The following is a 21,184-nucleotide window of genomic DNA, read 5'->3' as shown; positions in this document are numbered from 1 at the left end:
AGAATCGATGAGCGCCGCTAGTACGACGGCAACGACGGAGAAGAAGGGGTTCCCAGGGCTAGCCGTGCTGCAGCGGATCGGGCGCAGCCTGATGCTGCCGATCGCGGTTCTCCCGGCTGCCGCGCTGCTGTTGCGCCTGGGCTCCAACGACATGCTGGGCGGCGAGCCCGGTACGGTACCCGAGGGGCTGCCGGCCGGTCTGGCCCAGTACGAGGCGCTGCGCTGGTTGCAGCCGGTAGCCGAGGTCATCGGTGCGGCCGGTGGGGCGATATTCGACCACCTCCCGCTCCTGTTCGCCCTGGGTGTGGCCATCGGGTTCGCCCGGAAGGCCGACGGTTCGACCGCGCTGGCCGGGGTGGTCGGCTACCTGGTCTTCAGCGGGGTCACCGAGGTGATGTCGCCGCACATCCTGGGTGAACCGGCCGAAGGCGCCGAGCAGGAGCTGATCAACTTCGGCGTTCTCGGCGGCATCGTCATCGGCCTGACGGCGGCGATGCTGTGGCAGCGGTTCTATCGCATCAAGCTTCCGCCGTACCTCGCGTTCTTCGGCGGACGCCGCTTCGTGCCGATCATCACCGCCGTTGCTGCGGTGTTCATCGCCGTGTTGATGAGCTTCGTGTACAAGCCGTTCGACTGGGCGCTGTCGAACTTCGGCGAGTGGGTCACCGAGAACGACGTGGTCGGCGGCGGGCTCTACGGATTCACCAACCGGCTGCTCATCCCGATGGGGCTGCACCACATCCTCAACGCCTTCCCGTGGTTCCAGCTGGGCGAGTTCCAGGCGGCCGGGGGCGAGGTCGTCGTCGGAGACATCCAGCGCTTCCTGCAAGGCGACCCCACGGCGGGAACGTTCATGACCGGCTTCTTCCCGATCATGATGTTCGCGCTGCCGGCTGCGGCGCTGGCCATCTGGCAGACCGCGCGCCCGGCGCAGAAGAAGGTCGTCGGCGGCATCATGCTTTCGGCCGCGGTGACGTCGTTCGTCACCGGGGTCACCGAGCCGCTGGAGTTCTCGTTCCTGTTCGTCGCCTTCCCGCTGTACTTCATCCACGCGGTGCTCACCGGGTCGGCGCTGGCCTTGACCAACGCCCTCGGCTTGCGCGACGGCTTCGGGTTCTCCGCCGGCTTCATCGACTGGGCGTTGAACTTCCGGATCGCCGAGGGGCCGTTGTGGCTCATCGTCATCGGTCTCGGGTACGCCGTCGTGTACTACTTCCTGTTCAGATGGGTCATCACCAAGTGGAACCTGCGCACGCCCGGGCGGGAAGAGGACGTCGAGGAAGTGCGCGCCTCGCTCGGTGAGGAGGCCGCCGAGATCGTGCAGGAGGAGCGCGCGAAGAGCTCGGCCGAACGCGGCGGGACGTCGGCGGGCTCATGATCAACGGTATAGGTGTGAGCCCGGGACGGGCGGTGGCGCCGCTGGTTCACATGCCTGAGCCGGTCACGGAGCCCCCGCCCGACGCCGAGCTGCCGGCTGACGCGGACCGTGAGCACGAGTCCGCGCGCATCGCGACGGCGACCGAGCAGGTCCGGCAGGACCTCGACGCCAAAGCCGCGCGGGCGCACGGCGACGGGCAGGCGGTCCTCGAGGCCACGGCGCTGATGGCCGCCGACCCGACGTTGCTGGCCGCGGCGCAGAAGCGGGTCGCCGCGGGGACGGCCGCGACCCGCGCGGTGTGGGAAGCAGCCGAAGAAGTCGCGGCCATGCTCGAGTCGCTCGGCGGCTACATGGCCGAGCGAGTCCGCGACGTCGCTGATGTCCGAGACCGCATCATCGCGCAGCTCAGCGGCCTGCCCGCGCCGGGCGTGCCAGTGAGATCCGAATCGTTCGTCCTGGCCGCCCGCGACCTCGCGCCCGCCGACACCGCGACGTTGGACCCGGCGACGTGCGTGGCCCTGGTCACCGCCGAAGGCGGGCCGACCTCGCACACGGCGATCCTGGCCCGATCGCTGGGTCTGCCGGCGGTGGTCGCCGCGTCCGGCGTGCTCGACATCGCCGAGTCCACGGTCGTTCTCGTCGACGGCGCCGCCGGTACCGTCGAGCCGGACCCGCCCGAGCAGAAAGTCCGTCAGGTCCAGGCGGCGCGGCAGCGGCAGCGGCACTTCGACGGAACCGGCCGGACCAGCGACGGGCACCGGGTGCAGCTGCTCGCCAACGTCGGCGACCCGGCCGGCGCTGTCGCCGCAGCTGAAGCCGGGGCCGAGGGCATCGGGCTGTTCCGGACCGAGTTCTGCTTCCTGGGCCGCACCACCGAGCCGGACGTCGACCACCAGGCCGAGCAGTATGCCGCGGTCCTCGAGCCGTTCGCGGGACGCAAAGTGGTGGTCCGCACCTTGGACGCCGGGGCGGACAAGCCGCTGCCGTTCCTCACCGACACCTCCGAGGCCAACCCCGCGCTCGGCGTGCGCGGTTACCGGACCGTCGTGGCGCATCCGGAGGTCTTGGAACACCAGCTCGAAGCGATCGCCGTGGCCGCAGGGCGCAGCTCTGCCGACGTGTGGGTGATGGCTCCGATGGTGGCCACGCCCGACGAAGCCGAGTCGTTCGCCGCCGCGGTGGGCCGCCACGGCTTGGACACGCCCGGGATCATGGTGGAGGTGCCGGCCGCCGCCCTGCGGGCGGAGTTGCTCATGCGGCACGTGTCGTTCGTCAGCATCGGCACCAACGACCTGACGCAGTACACGATGGCCGCGGATCGGCTGCACGGTGAGCTGGCCGAGCTGAACGACCCCTGGCAACCCGCGGCGCTCCAGCTCGTCGGCCGCACCGCCGAGGCGGGCGAGCGGCACGACCGGCCGGTGGGCGTGTGCGGGGAAGCTGCCGCCGACCCGGCGCTCGCGGTGGTCCTGGTGGGTCTCGGGGTCACCAGCCTGTCCATGACTGCGCGGGCGATTCCGGACGTGGCCGAGGTGCTGCTGTCGGTGTCTCGGGAGGAGTGCGGGCGGCTCGCCGAGGTAGCGCTGGAGGCCGCGGACGCGCGAGCGGCGCGCGCCGAGGTGCGCTCACAGCTGCCGGTCCTGGAGGAGCTCGGCCTGTGAGTCACTCGTCGAGGTCGCGCTCCAGCAGCTCGACGAGAGCGTCGAGGGCCTCGTCCGCGTGCTCGCCTTCAGCCGAGAGGATGACTTCGTCACCCTGTTCGACGCCGAGGGTCATGATCGACAGGATGCTGGACGCGTCGACGGGGTCGCCGTCGGGCTTACGGATACTCACCGCCGTGGGCTGCTCGGCGGCGGCTTTGACGAACACGGCGGCAGGCCGGGCATGGAGTCCGGCCTTGCTCGCGACGACAGTGCGGCGCTCTGGCACAGGGTGCCCCCAGGGGAAGAGTGGTGATCTTGAGTCTAGGCTATCGCTTGCCGCGTCATCAATCGACGGCTGTAGCAGTTCCAGGGTCTCCAGTGTCCCGCATTCGCATGCGCGCGCCGTCGCGGTGATACTGGTGAGTGACACGACCGTTCCCCGCCGACGTGGGACGCGATCCAGAACAGTCGGCCTGCTGCCGTAGAACGAAACGGAGCTTTCATGCCCATCGCCAATCCCGAGGTTTACGCCGAGATGATCGCCCGGGCCAAGGCAGGCTCGTTCGCGTATCCCGCCATCAACGTCACGTCGTCGCAGACCCTCAACGCGGCATTGCGCGGCTTCGCCGACGCCGAGAGCGACGGCATCATCCAGATCTCCACCGGCGGTGCGGAGTACCTCTCCGGTCCCACAGTCAAAGACCGGGTGCGCGGGGCCATCGCCTTCGCCGCGTTCGCGCACGAAGTGGCCAAGAGCTACGACGTGCAGATCGCGCTGCACACCGACCACGCTCCCGTCGATGCCGTCGAAAAGTGGGTGAAGCCACTGCTCGCGGCGTCCACCGAGCGGGTCAAGGCGGGTGAGAATCCACTGTTCGGCTCGCACATGTGGGACGGCTCCGCGGTGCCGCTCGATGAGAACCTGAAGCTCGCGCGTGAGCTGCTCGCGCTGTCCGCCGAGGCCAAGACGCTCCTCGAGATCGAGGTCGGCGTCGTCGGCGGCGAAGAGGACGGCGTGGCCCACGAGATCAACGAGAAGCTCTACACGACGGTCGAGGACGGCCTGGCCACCGCCGAGGCGCTGGGCACGGGCGAGCACGGCACCTACCTGACCGCGCTGACCTTCGGCAACGTGCACGGGGTGTACAAGCCGGGCAACGTCAAGCTGCGCCCGGAGATCCTGCGTGACATTCAGCAGGCGGTCGGTGAGCGAGTCGGCCAGGACAAGCCGTTCAACCTGGTCTTCCACGGCGGTAGCGGTTCCAGCGAGGAGGAGATCTCCGCCGCGGTCGACTACGGCGTGGTCAAGATGAACATCGACACCGACACCCAGTACGCCTTCACCCGTCCGGTCGTCGACCACATGTTCAAGAACTATGACGGCGTGCTGAAGATCGACGGCGAGGTCGGCAACAAGAAGACCTACGACCCGCGCACCTGGGGCAAGCTGGCCGAGGCCGGCCTGTCGCAGCGGGTCGTCGAGGCGGCGCAGCAGCTGCGCTCGGCCGGAAAGCGGATGTCGTGACCGTAGGTCAGAACCTACTCGGCGAGCCACCGGAGACGCGGCTGCCCGACGATCCGGAACCGCATGAGGCGCTGGCGGCGGGGGTCGATCCGGCCACCGTCGCCGCGTCTCACCCCGAGTCGTCACTGGCCTGGGCCGAGCTCGCGGACCGGGCGTTTGCTGCCGGCGACGCCGTCACGTCGTACGCCTACGCCCGTACCGGTTACCATCGCGGCCTCGACCAGCTTCGGCGGGCGGGCTGGAAGGGGCATGGCCCGGTGCCGTGGGAACACGAACCGAACCGTGGCTTCCTTCGGGCCTTGTTCGCGTTGGGGCGGGCAGCTGAGGCCATCGGCGAGTCCGACGAGGCCACCCGGTGTGCGCAGTTCCTGCGTGATTCCAGCCCGACGGCGGCCACCGAGCTGAGCTGACCTCGCCGCCGGCCCATCAGGTAGCCTCTGCAGCGGCCGCAGTTCGCTCACCACCCGCTCACCATCCGTTCACTAGGGGTGTCTCACCATGCCCGCGATCGTCTTGGTCGGAGCCCAATGGGGCGACGAAGGCAAAGGCAAAGCCACCGATCTCATCGGCGGCCACCTCGACTACGTCGTGAAGTTCAACGGCGGCAACAACGCCGGGCACACGGTCGTCATCGGTGACGAGACCTACGCCCTGCACCTGCTGCCGTCCGGCATCCTCACCCCCGGGGTGACGCCGGTCGTGGGTAACGGTGTCGTCATCGATCTCGGTGTCCTGTTCGACGAGCTGGAGGCGCTCGACGCTCGCGGCGTCGACGTGTCGTCGCTGGTCATCAGTGCGAATGCGCACTTGATCCCGTCGTACAACCGCGTACTCGACAAGGTCACCGAGCGTTTCCTCGGCAAGCGCAAGATCGGCACCACCGGCCGGGGCATCGGCCCGACCTACGCGGACAAGATGGCCCGGGTGGGCCTTCGGGTGCAGGACCTGTTCGACGAGAAGATCCTGCGGCAGAAGGTCGAAGGCGCACTGGACCAGAAGAACCAGCTGTTGGTCAAGGTCTACAACCGTCGCGCGGTGAGCGTGGACGAGGTCGTGGACGAGCTGATGAGCTATGCCGACCGGCTGCGCCCCATGGTCACCGACACCGGGCTGCTGCTGGCCAAGGCGCTCGACGCCGGCGAGACCGTCCTTCTCGAAGCCGGCCAGGCCACCTTGTTGGATGTCGACCACGGCACCTACCCGTTCGTGACCTCGTCGAATGCGACCTCCGGCGGAGCGTGCACGGGGTCGGCCATCCCGCCGACGCGCATCGACAGCGTGATCACCGTCATGAAGGCCTACACGACCCGCGTCGGCGAAGGGCCGTTCCCCACCGAGTTGCACGGCGAGGAAGGCGATCGGCTGCGCAAGGCCGGTGGCGAGTTCGGGACGACGACCGGGCGGCCGCGCCGGTGCGGCTGGCTCGACACCGTCATCGGCCGCTATGCGGTGCGGGTCAACGGGACCACCGATTTTGTGCTGACCAAGCTCGACGTCCTCACCGGCTACGACCCGGTACCGGTCTGCGTGGGCTATGAGATCGACGGCGTCCGCCACGACGAGATGCCGCTGACCCAGACCGAGTTCCACCACGCGGTGCCGATCTTCGAGTACCTCGAGGGCTGGCATGAGGACATCACCGAGGCCCGCACGCTCAGCGACCTGCCCGCAGCCGCGCGGCGCTACGTCGAGACCGTCGAGCAGATGTGCGGGGCGCCGATCTCGGCGGTGGGCGTCGGCCCGGGCCGCGACCAGATCGTGGCGGTGCGCGACCTCATCCGGTGACCGGCCGTGCCGACAGGCTCGGTCACATCGCCGTGGACCGGCCCATGACCAGCGCGCGTGGCGGACGTTTCAACACCTCGAACCCGAGGCGGGTGTAGAAGCCCACGGCGCGCTCGTTCGCCGCGCCGACACCGAGATGCACGCCGGGAGCACCGGCCTCGCGCAACGCCGCCAGCAGCCGCTGCATCAGGGCCCGCCCGAGGCCACGGCCCTGCGCCGGTGGCAACAGGTCGATGTGTAGGTGCGCCGGGTAGTCGGCCACCACGTCGTCGTCTGCGCGGCCGGGCCGGTGGATGTGATTCACCAGCGACGCGTCGGCGGAGTCGGACGGGAACGCGTCGAGCGGGTAGCGCCGGCGCAGTGGCGGCCACCAGTGCTGCTCACACGCCGCCTCGAAGGCGCGGGTGTCGCGTGCGCCGAGGATGTAGCCCAGGACCTGGCCGGACTCCTCGATGACGAACGCCAACTCCGGTTCGAAGCGCAGGTACGGCCCCACGAACAATTCGCCGATCAGGCGGGGATCGGTGTAGCGATGGGTGGCGTCCTCGCCGCTGTCCCCGGTGCGCAAGCAGATGTCGTAGAGCGCGTCGTCATCGCCGGGCCGATACGGGCGGATGAGTGAAGTCGGGGCGCTGCGGGTCACGGACGGCCATGCTACGCAATCGGCCGGGCTGCCATGATGACCCGATGGTCGCCATCACTGCCGTCACGCTGGACAACGCCTGGGTACGCCTCGAGCCGCTCACCGAGGCGCACACGCCGGAGCTGGATGCCGCCGTATCCGACCCCGACGAGTTGTTCCGGTGGCTGACCACGTGGACTCCAGGCCCGGCCGGACTGGCCGACGCGGTGGCGCAGATCGTGCAACGCGGCCGCACCGGGCAGGTCGTGCCGTGGGCGATCCGGCGACGCGCCGACGGCCGGATCGTCGGCTCCACGTCCTTCCTCGACATCGACGAAACCAACCTGCGGGTCGAGCTGGGCTCGACCTGGATCGGTCCGGCCTGGTGGCGGACCGAGGTCAACACCGCGACCAAGCTGCTCGTGCTCGGCCACGCCTTCGACACGCTCGGCCTCGAACGGGTGGCGCTGAAGACCGACCACCTCAACACCCGCTCCCAGCGGGCGATCGAGCGCTTGGGCGCCGTGCGTGAGGGCGCCTTGCGCCACCACATCCGGCGGCCAGACGGAAGCTGGCGCGACACCGTCTACTACTCGATCCTCGCCGGCGAGTGGCCGCCGGTCCGCGACCGCCTGACCGCGGCGCTGACCGCGGACCGAGCCGTCAGCTGACCAGCCGCGCGCGCAGCGCGTCGGTGTCGGCGGCGGTCCAGCCGTGCTGGCGCAGCCAGGTGAGTGCGCCGCCGAAATCGGCGTCGACGTGGCGCAGGAAGGTGTGCATGTCCTGCGCGTTCGGGCGCTGACTGGAGGCGGGCCGGTCGTCGAGGTCGGGAGCGTAGGTGGGCGAGGCCTTGAGCCGGCCGATGATCTGCTCGATGCGCTCGCCGCTCTGGGCGTAGTCGTCGACGATCGCGTCGCGCTCGACGCCCGCGACGGACAGAGCCAACGCACAGACCACGCCGGTACGGTCTTTGCCCGCGGCACAGTGGGCGATGGTGGCTCCGGCGCCGTAGGCCATGGTGCGCAGCGCGGCGACCACGTTGGCGGGTCGATGACGCAGATAGTTGGTGTAGTAGACGCCCGCGGACTCCCAGATCTTGACGCCGTCCTCGGTGTTCCACGGCAACAGCGGGTCGGCCTGCACATCGGTTCGTTCGCCGACTTCCGGATACAGCGACAGATGGTGGACCGTCACCGAGGGCTCGTGCGTGAGCGGGCCTGGCCCTTCGGAGACGACCTCGACGGTGGTGCGCAGGTCGACGACGTCGGTGACGCCGAGGGCGCCGGTCAGCCGGTCGACGTCGTGAGCGGTCAAACTCTGCAGGTTGTCCGAGCGCAGAACCCGCCCGAACCGGGTCGTGCCGCCGTCGGTCGTGGGCAGGCCACCGAGGTCGCGGACGTTGACGGCACCGATGAGGTCGATCCAACGCTGTGTCATCGTCCTCACCATAATCAGTCCCACCGACAGCCCCCGACCGCCTTCGGCGCGCCGCGATGCCCGATAGGCTCGGCGGCCGTGAAGGTACTCGTCATCGGTTCCGGCGCCCGCGAGCATGCGCTCGTTCGCTGCTTGCTGCGCGATCCCGAGGTCGCCGAGGTGCATGCCGCGCCGGGCAACGCCGGTATCGCCGCTGAGGTCCCCGTCCACCCCGTCAAGGTCGACCGGGACGAGGCGGTCGCCGATCTCGCCGCCCGCCTCGATGCCGATCTCGTGGTCATCGGACCGGAGGCGCCGCTGGTGGCCGGCGCGTCCGACGCCGTCCGCGCGCGGGGCATCGCCTGCTTCGGCCCTTCGGCGCGGGCCGCCCGGCTCGAAGGTTCCAAGGCCTTCGCCAAGGAGGTCATGGCCGCGGCCGGTGTGCCGACGGCGATGGCGGTGGTCTGCGACACGCCCGCGGAGGTGGCGGATGCACTGGACCGGTTCGGTGCGCCGTTCGTGGTCAAGGACGACGGCCTGGCCGCTGGCAAGGGCGTCGTGGTCACCGAGGACCGCGCGATCGCGGTGCAGCATGCCGAGGCGTGCGGCCGGGTCGTCATCGAGGAGTTCCTCGACGGTCCCGAGGTCTCGTTGTTCTGCGTCACCGACGGCATGGCCGCCGTCCCGCTGGCCCCCGCCCAGGACTACAAGCGCGCCTACGACGACGATCAGGGCCCGAACACCGGCGGCATGGGCGCCTACAGCCCGTTGCCCTGGCTGCCCGACGGCTTCGTCGACGACGTGATGGACCGGGTGATCCAGCCCACCGTGGCCGAGATGCACCGCCGCGGCACACCGTTCGCCGGCCTGCTCTACGCCGGGCTGGCCCTGACGTCGCGGGGCATCCGGGTCGTGGAATTCAACGCCCGATTCGGCGATCCCGAGACCCAAGCCGTCCTGGCCCGGCTCCGCTCGGGGCTCGGCGGGCTGCTGCGGGCAGCAGCCACCGGCACCCTCGCCCAACACCCGCGACCCATCTGGCACGACGGCGCGGCCGTCACCGTGGTGATCGCCGCGCACGGATATCCGCAGGCGACTCGTCTCGGCGACCAGATCGGCGGCCTCGACAAGGCCGCCGCCGTCGAAGGCGTCGAGGTTCTGCACGCCGGCACCCGCATCGACAGCGACGGCGTGCTGGTCTCGAGCGGGGGCCGGGTGCTCTCGGTCACCGGGGTCGGCCGCGATCAGCGCGACGCTCGCTCTCGCGCCTACGAGGCAGTCGGCCACATCCAGCTCGACGGCAGCCACCACCGACGCGACATCGCGGTGCCACGATGACGGATCCGGCCAGCTGCGGACGTCCGGCGCGCTATGTCGCCGATCTGCCGCAGCCTCCGCGCATGCTGGTCATGGGCGTGGTGAACGTGACCCCGGACTCCTTCTCCGACGGCGGTTCTTGGTTCGAGACCTCCGACGCGATCGCCCACGGGCTGCAACTCGTGGCCGAGGGCGCCGACCTGGTCGACGTGGGCGGCGAGTCCACCCGGCCAGGCGCGCAGCGGCCCTCGGTCGACGAGGAGCTCCGCCGGGTCATCCCGGTCGTGCGTGAACTGGCCGCCGCGGGCGCCGTCGTCTCGATCGACACGATGCGCGCCACCGTCGCCGAGCAGGCTCTGGCGGCCGGAGCGCGCCTGGTCAACGACGTGTCCGGCGGCTTGGCCGACCCGAACATGCTCGACGTCGTGGCCGCGGCGGAGGTCCCGATCGTGCTGATGCACTGGCGTGGTCACTCCGACCGGATGCAGGAGCTGACCAGGTACGACGACGTCGTGACCGACGTCATCGCCGAGCTGCGGCCCCGGATCGACGCCGCCGTCGCGGCGGGCGTGCGGCCGGACCGGATCGCGATCGATCCCGGTCTCGGCTTCGCCAAGACGTGGGACCACAACTGGACCTTGCTGGGCCGGATGCGCGAGATTGTGGCGATGGATTTCCCGGTCCTGCTCGCGGCGTCGAGAAAGACCTTCCTCGGCGTCCTGCTGTCGGACCCGCGCACGGGCGAACGGCGCCCGCCGGCGGGGCGCGACGCGGCCACCGACGCGTTGACGGTACCGGCGGCGCTGGATCGGGCCTGGTGTGTCCGGGTGCACACGGTCCCGGCCACGCTCGACGCCGTGCATGTCGCCGCGCGTCTGGGCGAGGAATACCAGAAGGCGGGCCGATGATCGTGGCGAAGACCACCGACCCGGGGGAAGCCACATCGACGGTGCTGGGACTAGGGTCGTGGCGTGCCCGACCGTATAGAGCTGCGTGGTCTGACCGCGCGTGGACATCATGGCTGGTTCCCGCACGAGCGGGACAACGGCCAGACGTTCATTGTCGACGTCTCTCTCGGCGTCGACACTCGTGCGGCGGCCGAGAGCGACGACCTGACCGAAACGGTTGACTATGGCAGTCTGGCCGAACGGGTGGTCGATCTCGTCTCGGGGGAGCCGGTCCGCCTGGTCGAGACTCTCGCCCAGCGCGTAGCAGACCTCTGCCTGGATGAACCCAGAGTCGAGGATGTCGAAGTGACCGTGCACAAGCCGGAGGCGCCAGTGCCGGTGCCGTTCGGTGATGTGACCGTGACGATTCGAAGGGCTCGAACGTGACCAATGTGCCAAACCCCAACGTCGTCGACGCCGACACGCTGACCGGCGATCTGCGTCCGTTACGCCGGACGGCGTTCGCCCTCGGCAGCAACGTCGGCGACCGACTGGACTATCTGCAAGCCGCTGTCGACACACTGACCGACTCCTCCGAGATCGTCCCGGTCGCCGTGTCGCCGGTGTACGAGTCGCAACCCGTTGGCGGCCCGGAGGACCAGCCGAACTTCTACAACGCCGTGCTGGTCGTCGACACCACCCTGTCACCGCGTTCGCTGATGGAACGTGCCCAGTCCACCGAGAGCGCGTACGGCCGCACCCGCGAGGTGCCCAACGGCCCGCGCACGCTGGACATCGACGTCCTGGCCGTCGGCGACGTCACCGCCGACGACGAAGACCTGACCGTCCCGCATCCGCGGCTGGCCGAGCGGGCGTTCGTGCTCATTCCGTGGGCCGACGTCGATCCCGACTTTCACGTGCCCGGCCTGGGCCGGGTGATCGACCTGAGCTCTGGCGTCGACGCCACCGGGGTGCGCCGCCTGGAGGAGCGGCTGGAGTTCCCGAGCTGACTCCGGCTCCGTCGTCCCGTGCAGAAGACCAAGGTCAGCACCCTGGTGTGGACCGCACTCATCGCCACCCCGATCGGCTGGTCGCTCAGCCAGATCATCGACGTGTGGTCCGGAGCGTTGCCGCCCATTCCCTGGGTGCTGCCGTTCCTGTTGCTGTTCCTGTCCATCGGTGCGTTCGCCGGGGCGCGCGCCGTGCGGCAGTGGATCGAAGAACGCCGCTACTACCGGTGCATCGATCCACTGCGGGTGGCTCGGGCGGTGGCCCTGGCCAAGGCCATGGCGTATTTCGGCGCGGTGGCCACGGGCCTCTACGCCGGCCTGGGCGCCCTGGCGCTCACGATGCTGCAATCGCCGATGGGCCGCGAACGCGCGATCCTGGCGGCCGGGGTGGTCGTGTGCGCGGTGGCGATGACGACCGCGGCGATCCGGCTGGAACGTGCGTGTGTCGTCCCACCCGATGACACCGACGAGAACGGTGTGAACGGCGCGAAAGGCTAGCCGCGGCTGATCAGGACCGCGCCCGTTCGTAGGCGTGGCAGGCGGCGAGGACGGTGGCGTCGGCGTGGCGCGGACCCACGACCTGCAGACCGATCGGCAGCCCGTCTGAGGTGAAGCCGCACGGCACGCTCGCCGCTGGTTGCTGGGTGAGGTTGAACGGGTAGCTGAACGGCGTCCACCCGGTCCACTCCCGGTGCGACGAACCGGGCGGGACGTCATGTCCTGCCTCGAAGGCCGGTATCGGCAGGGCCGGCGTCACCAGCAGGTCGAAACGCTGATGGAACAGGCCCATCCGTCGGCCCAGCTCGACTCGGACAGCGGTGGCATCCAGGTAGTCCGACGCGGTGAGGTCGCGGCCACGAGCGACGCCGGCGGCCAGGCCGGGATCGATCTTCTCGACGGCGGACTCGCCGAAGGCCGACACGACCTTGGCGGCGCCGCTGAACCACAGCGCCTCGTAGGCCTCCACCGGGTCGGTGAATCCCGGGTCCACCTGCTCGACCTCGGCGCCCAGGCGCACCAGGACGTCCACCGCACGCCGCACGGCGTCGGCGACTTCGGGGTCGACGTCGACGTAGCCGAGGTCGGGGCTGTAGGCGATGCGCAGGCCTTCGATCGGCGTCTCGATCGCGGTGCGGAACTCCACGGTGGTCGGCGGCAGCGCCGACCAGTCCCGCGGATCCGGCAGCGCGAGCACGTCCAACATGAGCGCGGCGTCGGCGACCGTGCGGGTCATCGGGCCGACGTGGGCCAGCGTGCCGAACGGACTGGCCGGATGGTGCGGGACCCGGCCGTACGTGGGCTTGATCCCGAAGATGCCGGAGAACCCGGCCGGGATGCGGATGGAACCGCCGCCGTCGGTGCCGATGGACAGCGGCCCCATGCCGCGCGCGACGGCCGCTGCGCTGCCGCCGCTCGAGCCGCCCGCGGTGCGCTGCGGGTTCCACGGGTTGCCGGTGACGCCGTGCAGGGGACTGTCGGTGACCCCTTTCCAGCCGAACTCCGGCGAGGTCGTCTTGCCGACCAGGACCGCGCCGTGCTCACGCAGCCGGGCGGTGGCCGGTGCATCTTCGTCCCACGACTGGTCGGGGTCGATCAGGTGCGAGCCGCGCAGCGTCGGCCACCCCGCGGTGAGAACGAGGTCTTTGATCGACGTGGGCACGCCGTCCAGCAGTCCCACCGGCTCGCCGCGGTGCCACCGGTGCTCCGATTCGCGCGCGGCGGCCAGCGCGCGTTCGTGATCGACCAGGCAGAACGCGTTGAGCTCCGGGTTCGTGTCGTCGATACGCTGCAGGACGGCTTGGGTCGCCTCCACGGGCGACAACTGTCCGGCGCGATAGGCACGCAGGAGGTCGACGGCGCTGAGGTCGGCCGGTTCGGTCATGAGGCACTCTCCGTGGGGACGTAGCCGAGATGCTTGTCGACGACGTTCGGCAACGGCTCGTCGCGCCGCCAGCGGTCGAACGCCGCCACGAACAGGTCAGCCAGAGTGTCGAGCCAGCCCACGACGTCACCGGACATGTGCGGTGAGATGACCGCGCCGGGGGTGGTCCACAGCGGATGGTCGGCCGGCAGCGGCTCTTCGGGGAAGACGTCGAGCGCCGCGCCGGCGATCCGCCCGGACCGCAGCGCCTCGAGGACGGCGTCGGTGTCGACGATGGGCCCGCGGCCGACGTTGATGAGCCGGGCCGTGGGCTTCATCCGGCCCAGCACGGTGGCATCGATGAGCCCGCGCGTGCTCTCGGTCAGCGGAGCGGCTATGACGAGCGTGTCCGCGGCACCGACCACCTCACCGAGTTCGGAGCAGGCGTGCACGACACCGAAGTCGGGGTCACCGGTGCGTGCCGTGCGTCCGACCCCGGCCACGCGGATGCCGACGCACGACAGCAGCCGGGCGATCTCACGGCCGATGGGCCCGGTTCCCAGGACGAGCGCGTGAGTGTCCTGGACTCGTTCGGTCTCGCGATGGTGCCAGGTGCGCCGCACCTGCAGGCTCCACGTCATCGCCAGATCCTTGGCGAAGGCGAGGACGGTGGCCAGGACGTATTCGGCGATCGGCCGCTCGAAGACGCCGCGCGAATTGGTCACCACGACGTCGCTGTCCACCAGTTCGGGAAACAGCAGCCGGTCCACCCCGGCCGAGGCGATGTGCACCCAGCGCAGGTCGGTGGCCGCCGGCCAGGCGTCGCGCAGTGCCTCGGAGAGGAAGTCCCACACGAATAGCACGTCGGCGCCGCGCAGGGCGTGCGAGAGCTGCTTGACGGTCACGTACCGCACGTTCGCGTGCTTCTCGACCGCGTGCATACCTGGTGGGCGCTGGTCGGCGTACAGCACCACGACGGTGGGCCATGTGGGGGTGGACATCGCCGTCCTTCTCCTAGCCGGATACCTCGACGTGGACGCCGACTTCACGGTAGAAAGGCGCTAGCAGATTGTCAACAATCTACGAGGAGTCGCGTTGACGATCCCGGAAGGCTATGCCGGCCCGCCCGGCCCACCCGCGCAGTTCGGTGTCGGGGTCATCGCTCCGTACGACTTCGTTCTCGACCGGGAGCTCTGGCGCTGGGTGCCGAGTCAGGTGTCGCTGCGCATCACTCGGACGCCGTTCGTCGACGGGCCGGTCAGTGTCGAGCAGGCCGACCAGGTCAGCGGCGACGCGGAGATCGTCGCGGCCGCGCGCAGCCTGATGGCCAGCGAACCCCAGGTGATCGCCTATGCGTGTACGTCGGGCAGCTTTGTGCACGGCATCGACGGCGAGTTGCACCTGCGTGAGACCATCCGCGCGGCCGCCGGTGCCGCGGCAGTGACGACGTCGGGCGCCTTGCTCGCCGCGTTGGAGGCGCTGGGGGTGCAGCGCATCGGCATCGCGACGCCGTACGTCCGGGAGGTCACCGACGCGCTGCTGGGCTTCCTCGACGCCGCCGGCGTGCAGACGGTGGCCACCGAGCAGTTGGGCCTGCAAGGACGGATCTGGACCGTGCCCTACTCGACGACGTACCGGCTGATCAAGGACGCCGATCGCCCGGAGGCCGAGGCGATCTTCGTCAGTTGCACCAACTTGCCCACCTACGACCTCATCGCCTCGCTCGAGCAGGAGCTGGGCAAGCCGGTACTGACGGCCAATCAGGTCACCGCGTGGGGAGCACTGCGCGACATCGGCCTGGCTGCCGTCGGGCCGGGCCAGGCCGTGCTCGACACGGTATGATTGTCGACAATTTCTGTATCGATCTCATGGGATTGCACATGGCTGTCACTGCCACGCTCGGAATGCTGTACCCGGGTCATTCGGCCGAGGACGACTATCCGGCCATCGAGCAGCGCCTCGGCGACGTCGCCGTGCCGCTGGTGCACACGTCGGTGGGTGAGGATGCTCACCGGGTCGATGCGCTGCTCGACCTCGGCCGGCCGGAGCGGCTGGCCGAAGGGGCCGAGGCGCTGCGCCGCCACGATCCCGACGCCGTCATGTGGGCCTGCACCAGCGGCAGTTTCGTGTTCGGTTGGGAGGGCGCGCACGAGCAGGCAGCGGGCGTGGAGGCCATCCTCGGTGTGCCGGTGTCCAGCACGTCGCTGGCCTTCGCGCGGGCCGCGCAGGCCCTGGGGCTGACCTCCGTCGCCGTGGCCGCCACCTACCCCGACGACGTTGCTCAGCGATTCGTGCAGTTCCTCGCCGCCGCGGGCGTCGACGTCGTCGGCATGTCCAGCCACGGCATCATCACCGCCGCCGAAGTCGGCCGGCTCGGCCGTGACGAGGTCTTCGCGCTGGCGCGCTCCTACGATCACCCGGACGCGCAGGCGGTGCTCATGCCCGACACGGCCCTGCACAGCGTCGCCTGGCTGGACGACCTGGAGGAGCACGTCGGCAAGACGGTCCTGACGGCGAACCAGGTGACGGTCTGGGAGGCTTTGCGCCTGGTCGGGGCGGCATCCTCGCGCCCGGGACTCGGTAGGCTGTTCCGGGAGGCTGTGTACGTGACGCCACAGGGACAGCGGTGATGAGCCGGCGCGGTGAGATCTCTCCGGTCGCGCGGGAGTCCACAGCGAGCTACATCGCGCGCGAGCTGCGCACGGCCATCATGTACGGCACCCTGCCGCCGGGTGCCCAGTTGGGTGAGGCGGCCCTGGCCGCGCAGCTCAAGGTGAGCCGGGGCCCGTTGCGCGAGGCCATGCAACGCCTGGTGCAAGAAGGCATCGTCCGCAGCGAACCGAACCGCGGACTGTTCGTCATCGAGCTCGACGACGACGACATCCGCGACGTCTACCTCGCCAGGTCGGCCATCGAGCGTGCGGCCGTGCGAGCGATCCTGCAGCGTGACACCGACAAAGCCGTCGCGGCGCTGCACGAACCGCTACGCCAGATGGTCGAGGCCGCTGACGGCCCGGACCTGCGCGCCCTCAGTGACGCGGACCTCGCCTTCCACGAGGTCCTGGTCGACCTCGCGCAGAGCCCGCGGCTGCGCCGGATGCATCAGACGCTGCTGGTCGAAACCCGGATGTGCATGGCCGAGCTGGAGCGCACGTACCAGCGCCCCGAGGGGGTCGTCGACGAGCACCGGGGCATCGTCGAGGCGCTGCGGTCGCGCGATGCACAACGCCTCGACGAAATCATCACCGCTCACATGGACGACGCGCTGGCTCGGCTGGTCTCGGACAATCAGCCCAAGCCGATGTTGACGTAGGTGATCTCGAGGAACTCCTCGATGCCCACCCGGCCGCCTTCGCGCCCGAGTCCCGACTGCTTGACTCCGCCGAACGGCGCCGCCGGGGTCGACACGATGCCCTGGTTGATGCCGAGCATCCCCGTCTCGAGCGCCTCGCTGAGCCGTAGGGCGCGGTCGAGATCTCGCGTGTACACGTACGAGACGAGCCCGAACGGCGTGGCGTTGGCCGCTGTGACGACTTCGTCCTCGGTCTCGAACGTCGTCACCGGTGCGACCGGGCCGAAGATCTCGTTGTGGTGCATCTCGGCGTCCGTGGCCACGCCGGTCAGTACCGTCGGCGGATAGAAGTAGCCGGGTCCCGGCAGCGGGGCGCCGCCGACCTCGACCTTCGCGCCGCGGGCGACGGCATCGTCCACCAGCCGCTGCACCTTGGAGCGGCCGGCCTCGTCGATCAGCGGGCCGACCTGAACGCCGTCGTCGACGCCGCGGCCCACCCGCAACTCGCTCATCCGCGCGGTCAGACGAGCGGTGAATTCGCTGGCGACCGAGGCGTGCACGTAGAGCCGGTTCGCCGCGGTGCACGCTTCGCCGATGTTGCGCATCTTCGCCTGCATCGCGCCCTCGACGGCGCGGTCGAGGTCGGCGTCGTCGAACACGATGAACGGGGCATTGCCGCCCAGCTCCATCGACGTACGGATGACGTTCTGCGCCGACTGCTCGAGCAAGATACGTCCCACGGCGGTCGAGCCGGTGAACGACAGCTTGCGGGTGCGGGGATCGCGCAGCAACGGTTCCACGACCTCGCCGGCCCGGGAGGTCGTGACGACGTTGAGGACACCGTCCGGCAGCCCGGCCTCCTGAAGGATCTCGGCCAAGGCCAGCATGGACAGCGGGGTCTGCGGCGCCGGCTTGATCACCATCGTGCAGCCGGCGGCGATGGCGGGCCCGATCTTCCGGGCACCCATGGCCATCGGGAAGTTCCACGGGGTGATGAGCAGGCACGGGCCGACGGGACGACGCATCACCAGGAACCGGCTCTTGCCGTCCGGTGCCGTGGCGTAGCCGCCGTCGATGCGCACGGCTTCCTCGGAGAACCACCGCAGGAACTCCGCTGCGTAGGCGACCTCGCCCTTCGACTCCGCCAGCGGCTTGCCCATCTCGAGCGTCATCAGCCGGGCCAGCTCGTCCTGGCGATCGAGCAGGGCGCGATACCCGCGGTACAAGATCTCGCTGCGCTGCCGGGGCGGGTGCGCGGCCCAGGACTCCTGGGCGGCCACGGCGGCGTCGAGCGCCGTCATCGCGTCGGCCGGGGAGGCGTCGGCCACGTCGCACAGGGTCGAGCCGGTGGAGGGATCCTCGACCGGCATCGTCGCCGTTTCGGTCGCGTCGCGCCACTGGCCGCCGATGAGCAGACGAGTCGGCACAGCGGACACGATGTCCGGGTTGGTTGTCGTCATGGGTCGAAACTACCCCTCGCGTCGAGACCGTAGGGAGGCTTAGAGTGGGATTGTCGACAATCTAACAATCAGATGCGAACGGGAGTTGCCATGGCGACCTTGTCCCCACTGCTCAAGCAGGCGACGCCGGTCCTGGCGGCTCGTGGCGAGGGCTGCTATCTCTACGCTGAGGACGGCACCCGGTACCTCGACTTCACCGCCGGCATCGGCGTCACGAGCACCGGACACTGCCATCCGCGGGTGGTCGAGGCCGCGCAGCAACAGGTGGCCACGTTGATCCACGGGCAGTACACCACCGTCATGCACCGGCCCCTCCTGCGTTTGGCCGAGCGGCTGGGTGACGTGTTGCCTGCTGGTCTGGACTCCCTGTTCTTCATGAACTCCGGCAGCGAGTCGGTCGAGGCGGCCCTGCGCCTGGCCCGCCACGCCACCGGGCGGCCCAATGTCGTCGTCTTCCACGGCTCGTTCCACGGCCGCACCTTCGGCGCAGCCTCCATGACGACCTCGGGGCTGAAGTTCCGCGCCGGCCTCTCCCCACTCATGGGCGGCGTGGCCGTGGCGCCGTTCCCCACCGCCTTCCGCTACGGCTGGGACGAGGACACCGCCACCGAGTTCGCGCTGCGAGAGCTGGACTACCTGCTCAATACGGTCACCGCACCGCAGGAGACCGCGGCGTTCATCGTCGAGCCCGTGCTCGGCGAAGGCGGCTACATCCCGGCGACGCCCGGCTTCCTGCAGGGTCTGCGCGAACGTGCCGACCGGCACGGCATCCTGCTGATCGTCGACGAGGTGCAGACCGGGTGGGGCCGCACGGGCACGTACTGGGGGCACGAGCATTTCGGTGTCACGCCCGACATCCTCGTCAGCGCCAAGGGTCTGGCCAGCGGTTTCCCGCTCTCGCTCATCGCAGCTCGTGAGGAGCTGATGGCGAAGGCCTGGCCCGGGTCGCAAGGCGGCACGTACGGCGGCAACGCCGTGGCGTGCGCGGCGGCGCTGGCCACGGTGGACGTCATCGAGGACGAGAAGCTCGTCGACAACGCCGCTGCCATGGGGGCCGAGCTGTTCACCGGCCTGCAGCGCCTGGCGAGCGATCACCCGGGCATCGGCGACGTGCGCGGACTCGGCCTGATGGTCGGGTGCGAGTTCGTCACCGCCGACGGCGAACCCGACGCCGCGACCGCGCAGCGAGCCCAGGCGGCCGCGCACGAGAACGGCCTGCTGCTGCTGATGTGCGGCGCGTGGGGCAACGTCGTGCGAATGATCCCGCCGCTGATCGTCAGTCCCGCCCAGGTACAGGAGGGCCTCGAGGCCTGGGAACGCGCGCTGCGCTCGGCCACGGCCGGCTGACATCGGCATGCCGGCCGGCATTGTCCGACACCGTGCTGGTGACTGACCAAGGCGGCGAGATCCTCACGGCGGCGTCGTCGGAGTCGGGGGCCTGACGACCCGAGTTCGGCGAAACGCCGACGCGGCCCCGGCGTGTGACGTCCGTTTCGTGCCGTACAAGAAGGTACGGTGACGCCCATGGCCTCCGTCCGTCACCGTCGTCGCCTGAACGCCGTTCGCGTCCTGGCAGTGTTCGCCCCCGTCCTGGCGGTCGCGCTCGTCGCGGTCGCGTTCGTCACCGAGGGGCCATGGCCGCGACTCGCGGCCGGTGCCGGAGCGCTGATCTCCGCCGTGCTCGGCGGGTTCATCCTGCGACTGGAAAGACGGTTGCGCGTCGAGGTGGCCACCGTACGGGCCGAACAGGCCGCCGAGTACTCCGAGGCCCATGCCCGCTACTCCGAGGAGCACCGCGAGTTCACCGACCACATGGTCGGCCTGCTCGATGTCGCCTCCGAGCGCATCGACGTCATGCGCGCGCGCCTCGACACCCTCGAGGCCGAGATCGCCGCAGCCCGCAGCGCTCGTCCTGGTGCCTCCACACCGAGCAACGAACTGGCGCGGTTGGCCGAGGGCGCGGAGTGGAACGACCTGTGGCCCGACCTCAGCGAAGCGCCCACGGTCGTCGACCTGATCAAGTGGGAAGACAAGAACAGCGACCTGTTGCCCGAGCCGCAGCAGCCGGCGTCCGACGCCACTGACCCGGCCGAGCCCGAGGAACGCAGCGCCTGAGCGTCCCGAACTTCAGCCACGGCCACGGGTCGTGACGGTCTGCACCTCAGCGACGGCGATGGGCGCGGGCGACCACGCGCCGCGCAGTTCGTCGGGCAGTCCGGGCAGGTCGACCGCGTGTCCGTCGCGACGGGCCTGCAACGTGTACACCAACCGTGCCCGCGCGCGAAACGCCGGCCGTCCCTTCGGATCCGTGACCGGGCCATCGGTGGAGGCGTGCCGGTAGGTGTGCGTACACCGATCCGATGCGGTATAGCTCCATGCGCAGCGCAGCGTCGGGCTGCCGTCACCGGGATCGAGCTCGATGTGCGCCGGTGTGCCGACGACGACGAGCCCGGCCGCCGACGTGCCGCGGATCGTCGCGTCGTCCACGCCGTCGGCCCAGAACCACGTCGCCAGATTCACCACCGACAGCCCCGGCGGGTTGCTGCGCAGCGTGAAGTCGGGCGCGGCCAGGTGCCCGGCGGCCTGCCACGATTCTTCGGTGCGCGGCAGGTGCCAGTGGAAGTAGGGCCGGTAGCCCTGCCCGGGTGCGGCGCAGAACCGGTAGGTCCACACCGCGTCGGGAGCCGGCGCCGGTGTCGGCCAGGCCGACTCGGGGATCGGTGAGGGCAGGGCCGTCCAGCACGCGAGGTCGCCGATGCAGTACCGCGCCGGCGCGCTGATCTCGCACGTGGGATCGGCCCTTCGGCCGGAGCCGACGCGCTCGTCGGCGCAGCCGTAGCCGACGACGCCGGCCTCGAGCCGGGCTGCCCCGCACTCGGCGTCGTGGGCCGACGTTGCCGGTGAGGCCTGTGCCGTGGGGACGGCGAGCGTAGCCGCGACGGTGAACAGGACGGTGACGACATTGCTCGGGCGGATTCTGGTGGCCAT

Annotated in this window: 23 protein-coding genes; 16 read left to right on the top strand and 7 right to left on the bottom strand. The window is 70.1% G+C overall.

Annotated features, from left to right (window positions below; all coding sequences use genetic code 11):
• Positions 1 to 7 precede the first annotated feature (7 nt).
• Positions 8 to 1,378, top strand: coding sequence for a PTS transporter subunit EIIC (locus M6444_RS03340; protein WP_298323158.1), 1,371 nt, complete (start codon positions 8 to 10; stop codon positions 1,376 to 1,378).
• Positions 1,375 to 3,039: a phosphoenolpyruvate--protein phosphotransferase gene (gene ptsP / locus M6444_RS03335; protein ID WP_298323155.1), complete on the top strand. Its 1,665-nt coding sequence runs from the start codon at positions 1,375 to 1,377 to the stop codon at positions 3,037 to 3,039. The genes M6444_RS03340 and ptsP overlap by 4 nt, the downstream gene beginning before the upstream one ends.
• A gap of 1 nt (position 3,040) precedes the next feature.
• On the opposite strand, the gene M6444_RS03330 is transcribed toward ptsP, so the two are convergent.
• Positions 3,041 to 3,307 carry an HPr family phosphocarrier protein gene (locus tag M6444_RS03330; RefSeq protein WP_298323152.1) on the bottom strand — a complete coding sequence of 89 codons (267 nt, stop codon included), beginning with the start codon at positions 3,305 to 3,307 and terminating at the stop codon, positions 3,041 to 3,043.
• Positions 3,308 to 3,523: 216 nt separating this feature from the next.
• On the opposite strand from M6444_RS03330, the gene fbaA reads away from it, so the two are divergent.
• The 3 genes from fbaA to M6444_RS03315 all read left to right on the top strand — a co-directional run bounded on the left by fbaA (position 3,524) and on the right by M6444_RS03315 (position 6,331).
• A complete protein-coding gene (gene fbaA, locus M6444_RS03325; RefSeq protein ID WP_298323149.1) occupies positions 3,524 to 4,546 on the top strand; it encodes a class II fructose-bisphosphate aldolase in 1,023 nt (340 codons plus the stop codon).
• A complete protein-coding gene (locus M6444_RS03320; RefSeq protein WP_298323147.1) occupies positions 4,543 to 4,956 on the top strand; it encodes a DUF3151 domain-containing protein in 414 nt (137 codons plus the stop codon). Before fbaA ends, M6444_RS03320 begins: the two co-directional genes overlap by 4 nt.
• 88 nt (positions 4,957 to 5,044) lie before the next feature.
• A complete protein-coding gene (locus M6444_RS03315) occupies positions 5,045 to 6,331 on the top strand; it encodes an adenylosuccinate synthase (RefSeq protein WP_298323144.1) in 1,287 nt (428 codons plus the stop codon).
• Between the two features lie 22 nt (positions 6,332 to 6,353).
• On the opposite strand, the gene M6444_RS03310 is transcribed toward M6444_RS03315, so the two are convergent.
• Positions 6,354 to 6,974 carry a GNAT family N-acetyltransferase gene (locus tag M6444_RS03310; RefSeq protein ID WP_298323141.1) on the bottom strand — a complete coding sequence of 207 codons (621 nt, stop codon included), beginning with the start codon at positions 6,972 to 6,974 and terminating at the stop codon, positions 6,354 to 6,356.
• A 44-nt stretch (positions 6,975 to 7,018) separates the two neighbouring features.
• On the opposite strand from M6444_RS03310, the gene M6444_RS03305 reads away from it, so the two are divergent.
• Entirely contained in the window at positions 7,019 to 7,624 is a 606-nt protein-coding gene (locus tag M6444_RS03305) for a GNAT family protein (RefSeq protein ID WP_298323138.1), read from the top strand.
• Here M6444_RS03305 and M6444_RS03300 read toward each other — a convergent pair.
• A complete protein-coding gene (locus tag M6444_RS03300) occupies positions 7,617 to 8,390 on the bottom strand; it encodes a tyrosine-protein phosphatase (protein ID WP_298323135.1) in 774 nt (257 codons plus the stop codon). The genes M6444_RS03305 and M6444_RS03300 overlap by 8 nt on opposite strands.
• A gap of 78 nt (positions 8,391 to 8,468) precedes the next feature.
• Here M6444_RS03300 and purD point away from each other — a divergent pair, with 78 nt between their 5' ends.
• The 5 genes from purD to M6444_RS03275 all read left to right on the top strand — a co-directional run bounded on the left by purD (position 8,469) and on the right by M6444_RS03275 (position 12,081).
• On the top strand, positions 8,469 to 9,707 hold the full coding sequence (gene purD, locus M6444_RS03295) for a phosphoribosylamine--glycine ligase (RefSeq protein ID WP_298323132.1): 1,239 nt from the start codon (positions 8,469 to 8,471) through the stop codon (positions 9,705 to 9,707).
• Positions 9,704 to 10,594: a dihydropteroate synthase gene (folP, locus tag M6444_RS03290; protein ID WP_298323128.1), complete on the top strand. Its 891-nt coding sequence runs from the start codon at positions 9,704 to 9,706 to the stop codon at positions 10,592 to 10,594. Before purD ends, folP begins: the two co-directional genes overlap by 4 nt.
• 63 nt (positions 10,595 to 10,657) lie before the next feature.
• Positions 10,658 to 11,020 carry a dihydroneopterin aldolase gene (gene folB, locus M6444_RS03285; protein WP_298323126.1) on the top strand — a complete coding sequence of 121 codons (363 nt, stop codon included), beginning with the start codon at positions 10,658 to 10,660 and terminating at the stop codon, positions 11,018 to 11,020.
• Entirely contained in the window at positions 11,017 to 11,583 is a 567-nt protein-coding gene (gene folK / locus M6444_RS03280; protein WP_298323125.1) for a 2-amino-4-hydroxy-6-hydroxymethyldihydropteridine diphosphokinase, read from the top strand. Before folB ends, folK begins: the two co-directional genes overlap by 4 nt.
• Positions 11,584 to 11,601: 18 nt before the next feature.
• Positions 11,602 to 12,081, top strand: coding sequence for a DUF3180 domain-containing protein (locus M6444_RS03275; RefSeq protein WP_298323122.1), 480 nt, complete (start codon positions 11,602 to 11,604; stop codon positions 12,079 to 12,081).
• A gap of 10 nt (positions 12,082 to 12,091) precedes the next feature.
• On the opposite strand, the gene M6444_RS03270 is transcribed toward M6444_RS03275, so the two are convergent.
• Positions 12,092 to 13,465 (bottom strand): amidase, encoded by a 1,374-nt coding sequence (locus tag M6444_RS03270; protein WP_298323120.1) that lies wholly within the window; start codon positions 13,463 to 13,465, stop codon positions 12,092 to 12,094.
• Complete coding sequence (locus M6444_RS03265) at positions 13,462 to 14,445, bottom strand: D-2-hydroxyacid dehydrogenase (RefSeq protein WP_298323118.1); 984 nt, start codon at positions 14,443 to 14,445, stop codon at positions 13,462 to 13,464. Before M6444_RS03265 ends, M6444_RS03270 begins: the two co-directional genes overlap by 4 nt.
• Positions 14,446 to 14,539: 94 nt before the next feature.
• Here M6444_RS03265 and M6444_RS03260 point away from each other — a divergent pair, with 94 nt between their 5' ends.
• The 3 genes from M6444_RS03260 to M6444_RS03250 are packed head-to-tail and all read left to right on the top strand — an operon-like array spanning position 14,540 to position 16,757.
• Positions 14,540 to 15,286: a hypothetical protein gene (locus tag M6444_RS03260; RefSeq protein WP_298323115.1), complete on the top strand. Its 747-nt coding sequence runs from the start codon at positions 14,540 to 14,542 to the stop codon at positions 15,284 to 15,286.
• A 38-nt stretch (positions 15,287 to 15,324) separates the two neighbouring features.
• Positions 15,325 to 16,074, top strand: a complete 750-nt coding sequence (locus M6444_RS03255) for a hypothetical protein (protein ID WP_298323113.1) — start codon at positions 15,325 to 15,327, stop codon at positions 16,072 to 16,074.
• Positions 16,074 to 16,757: a GntR family transcriptional regulator gene (locus tag M6444_RS03250; protein WP_298323111.1), complete on the top strand. Its 684-nt coding sequence runs from the start codon at positions 16,074 to 16,076 to the stop codon at positions 16,755 to 16,757. The genes M6444_RS03255 and M6444_RS03250 overlap by 1 nt, the downstream gene beginning before the upstream one ends.
• Here the strand turns inward: M6444_RS03250 and M6444_RS03245 are convergent.
• Entirely contained in the window at positions 16,733 to 18,196 is a 1,464-nt protein-coding gene (locus M6444_RS03245) for an NAD-dependent succinate-semialdehyde dehydrogenase (protein ID WP_298323109.1), read from the bottom strand. The genes M6444_RS03250 and M6444_RS03245 overlap by 25 nt on opposite strands.
• Before the next feature lie 90 nt (positions 18,197 to 18,286).
• On the opposite strand from M6444_RS03245, the gene M6444_RS03240 reads away from it, so the two are divergent.
• Together M6444_RS03240 and M6444_RS03235 are read left to right on the top strand one after the other, a co-directional pair.
• Positions 18,287 to 19,543, top strand: a complete 1,257-nt coding sequence (locus tag M6444_RS03240) for an aminotransferase class III-fold pyridoxal phosphate-dependent enzyme (RefSeq protein WP_298323107.1) — start codon at positions 18,287 to 18,289, stop codon at positions 19,541 to 19,543.
• Positions 19,544 to 19,720: 177 nt separating this feature from the next.
• Positions 19,721 to 20,311, top strand: coding sequence for a hypothetical protein (locus M6444_RS03235; protein WP_298323106.1), 591 nt, complete (start codon positions 19,721 to 19,723; stop codon positions 20,309 to 20,311).
• A 12-nt stretch (positions 20,312 to 20,323) separates the two neighbouring features.
• On the opposite strand, the gene M6444_RS03230 is transcribed toward M6444_RS03235, so the two are convergent.
• Positions 20,324 to 21,184: a hypothetical protein gene (locus M6444_RS03230; RefSeq protein ID WP_298323104.1), complete on the bottom strand. Its 861-nt coding sequence runs from the start codon at positions 21,182 to 21,184 to the stop codon at positions 20,324 to 20,326.

It is taken from the genome of Haloactinopolyspora sp., assembly GCF_027324685.1.
Classification (GTDB): Bacteria; Actinomycetota; Actinomycetes; order Jiangellales; family Jiangellaceae; genus Haloactinopolyspora.
The sequence above is the reverse complement of the archived record's forward strand: the minus strand, read 5'-3'. Positions and strand labels throughout refer to the sequence as shown.

Excerpts from the sequence above, each read along its gene's own strand:
- M6444_RS03340 (WP_298323158.1), top strand. The coding sequence starts at position 8 with ATGAGCGCCGCTAGTACGACGGCAACGACGGAGAAGAAGGGGTTCCCA.
- ptsP (WP_298323155.1), top strand. The coding sequence starts at position 1,375 with ATGATCAACGGTATAGGTGTGAGCCCGGGACGGGCGGTGGCGCCGCTG.
- fbaA (WP_298323149.1), top strand. The coding sequence starts at position 3,524 with ATGCCCATCGCCAATCCCGAGGTTTACGCCGAGATGATCGCCCGGGCC.
- M6444_RS03315 (WP_298323144.1), top strand. The coding sequence starts at position 5,045 with ATGCCCGCGATCGTCTTGGTCGGAGCCCAATGGGGCGACGAAGGCAAA.
- M6444_RS03305 (WP_298323138.1), top strand. The coding sequence starts at position 7,019 with ATGGTCGCCATCACTGCCGTCACGCTGGACAACGCCTGGGTACGCCTC.
- M6444_RS03300 (WP_298323135.1), bottom strand. The coding sequence starts at position 8,390 with ATGACACAGCGTTGGATCGACCTCATCGGTGCCGTCAACGTCCGCGAC.
- folP (WP_298323128.1), top strand. The coding sequence starts at position 9,704 with ATGACGGATCCGGCCAGCTGCGGACGTCCGGCGCGCTATGTCGCCGAT.
- M6444_RS03270 (WP_298323120.1), bottom strand. The coding sequence starts at position 13,465 with ATGACCGAACCGGCCGACCTCAGCGCCGTCGACCTCCTGCGTGCCTAT.
- M6444_RS03265 (WP_298323118.1), bottom strand. The coding sequence starts at position 14,445 with ATGTCCACCCCCACATGGCCCACCGTCGTGGTGCTGTACGCCGACCAG.
- M6444_RS03255 (WP_298323113.1), top strand. The coding sequence starts at position 15,325 with ATGGCTGTCACTGCCACGCTCGGAATGCTGTACCCGGGTCATTCGGCC.
- M6444_RS03250 (WP_298323111.1), top strand. The coding sequence starts at position 16,074 with ATGAGCCGGCGCGGTGAGATCTCTCCGGTCGCGCGGGAGTCCACAGCG.
- M6444_RS03245 (WP_298323109.1), bottom strand. The coding sequence starts at position 18,196 with ATGACGACAACCAACCCGGACATCGTGTCCGCTGTGCCGACTCGTCTG.
- M6444_RS03240 (WP_298323107.1), top strand. The coding sequence starts at position 18,287 with ATGGCGACCTTGTCCCCACTGCTCAAGCAGGCGACGCCGGTCCTGGCG.
- M6444_RS03235 (WP_298323106.1), top strand. The coding sequence starts at position 19,721 with ATGGCCTCCGTCCGTCACCGTCGTCGCCTGAACGCCGTTCGCGTCCTG.
- M6444_RS03230 (WP_298323104.1), bottom strand. The coding sequence starts at position 21,184 with ATGGCCACCAGAATCCGCCCGAGCAATGTCGTCACCGTCCTGTTCACC.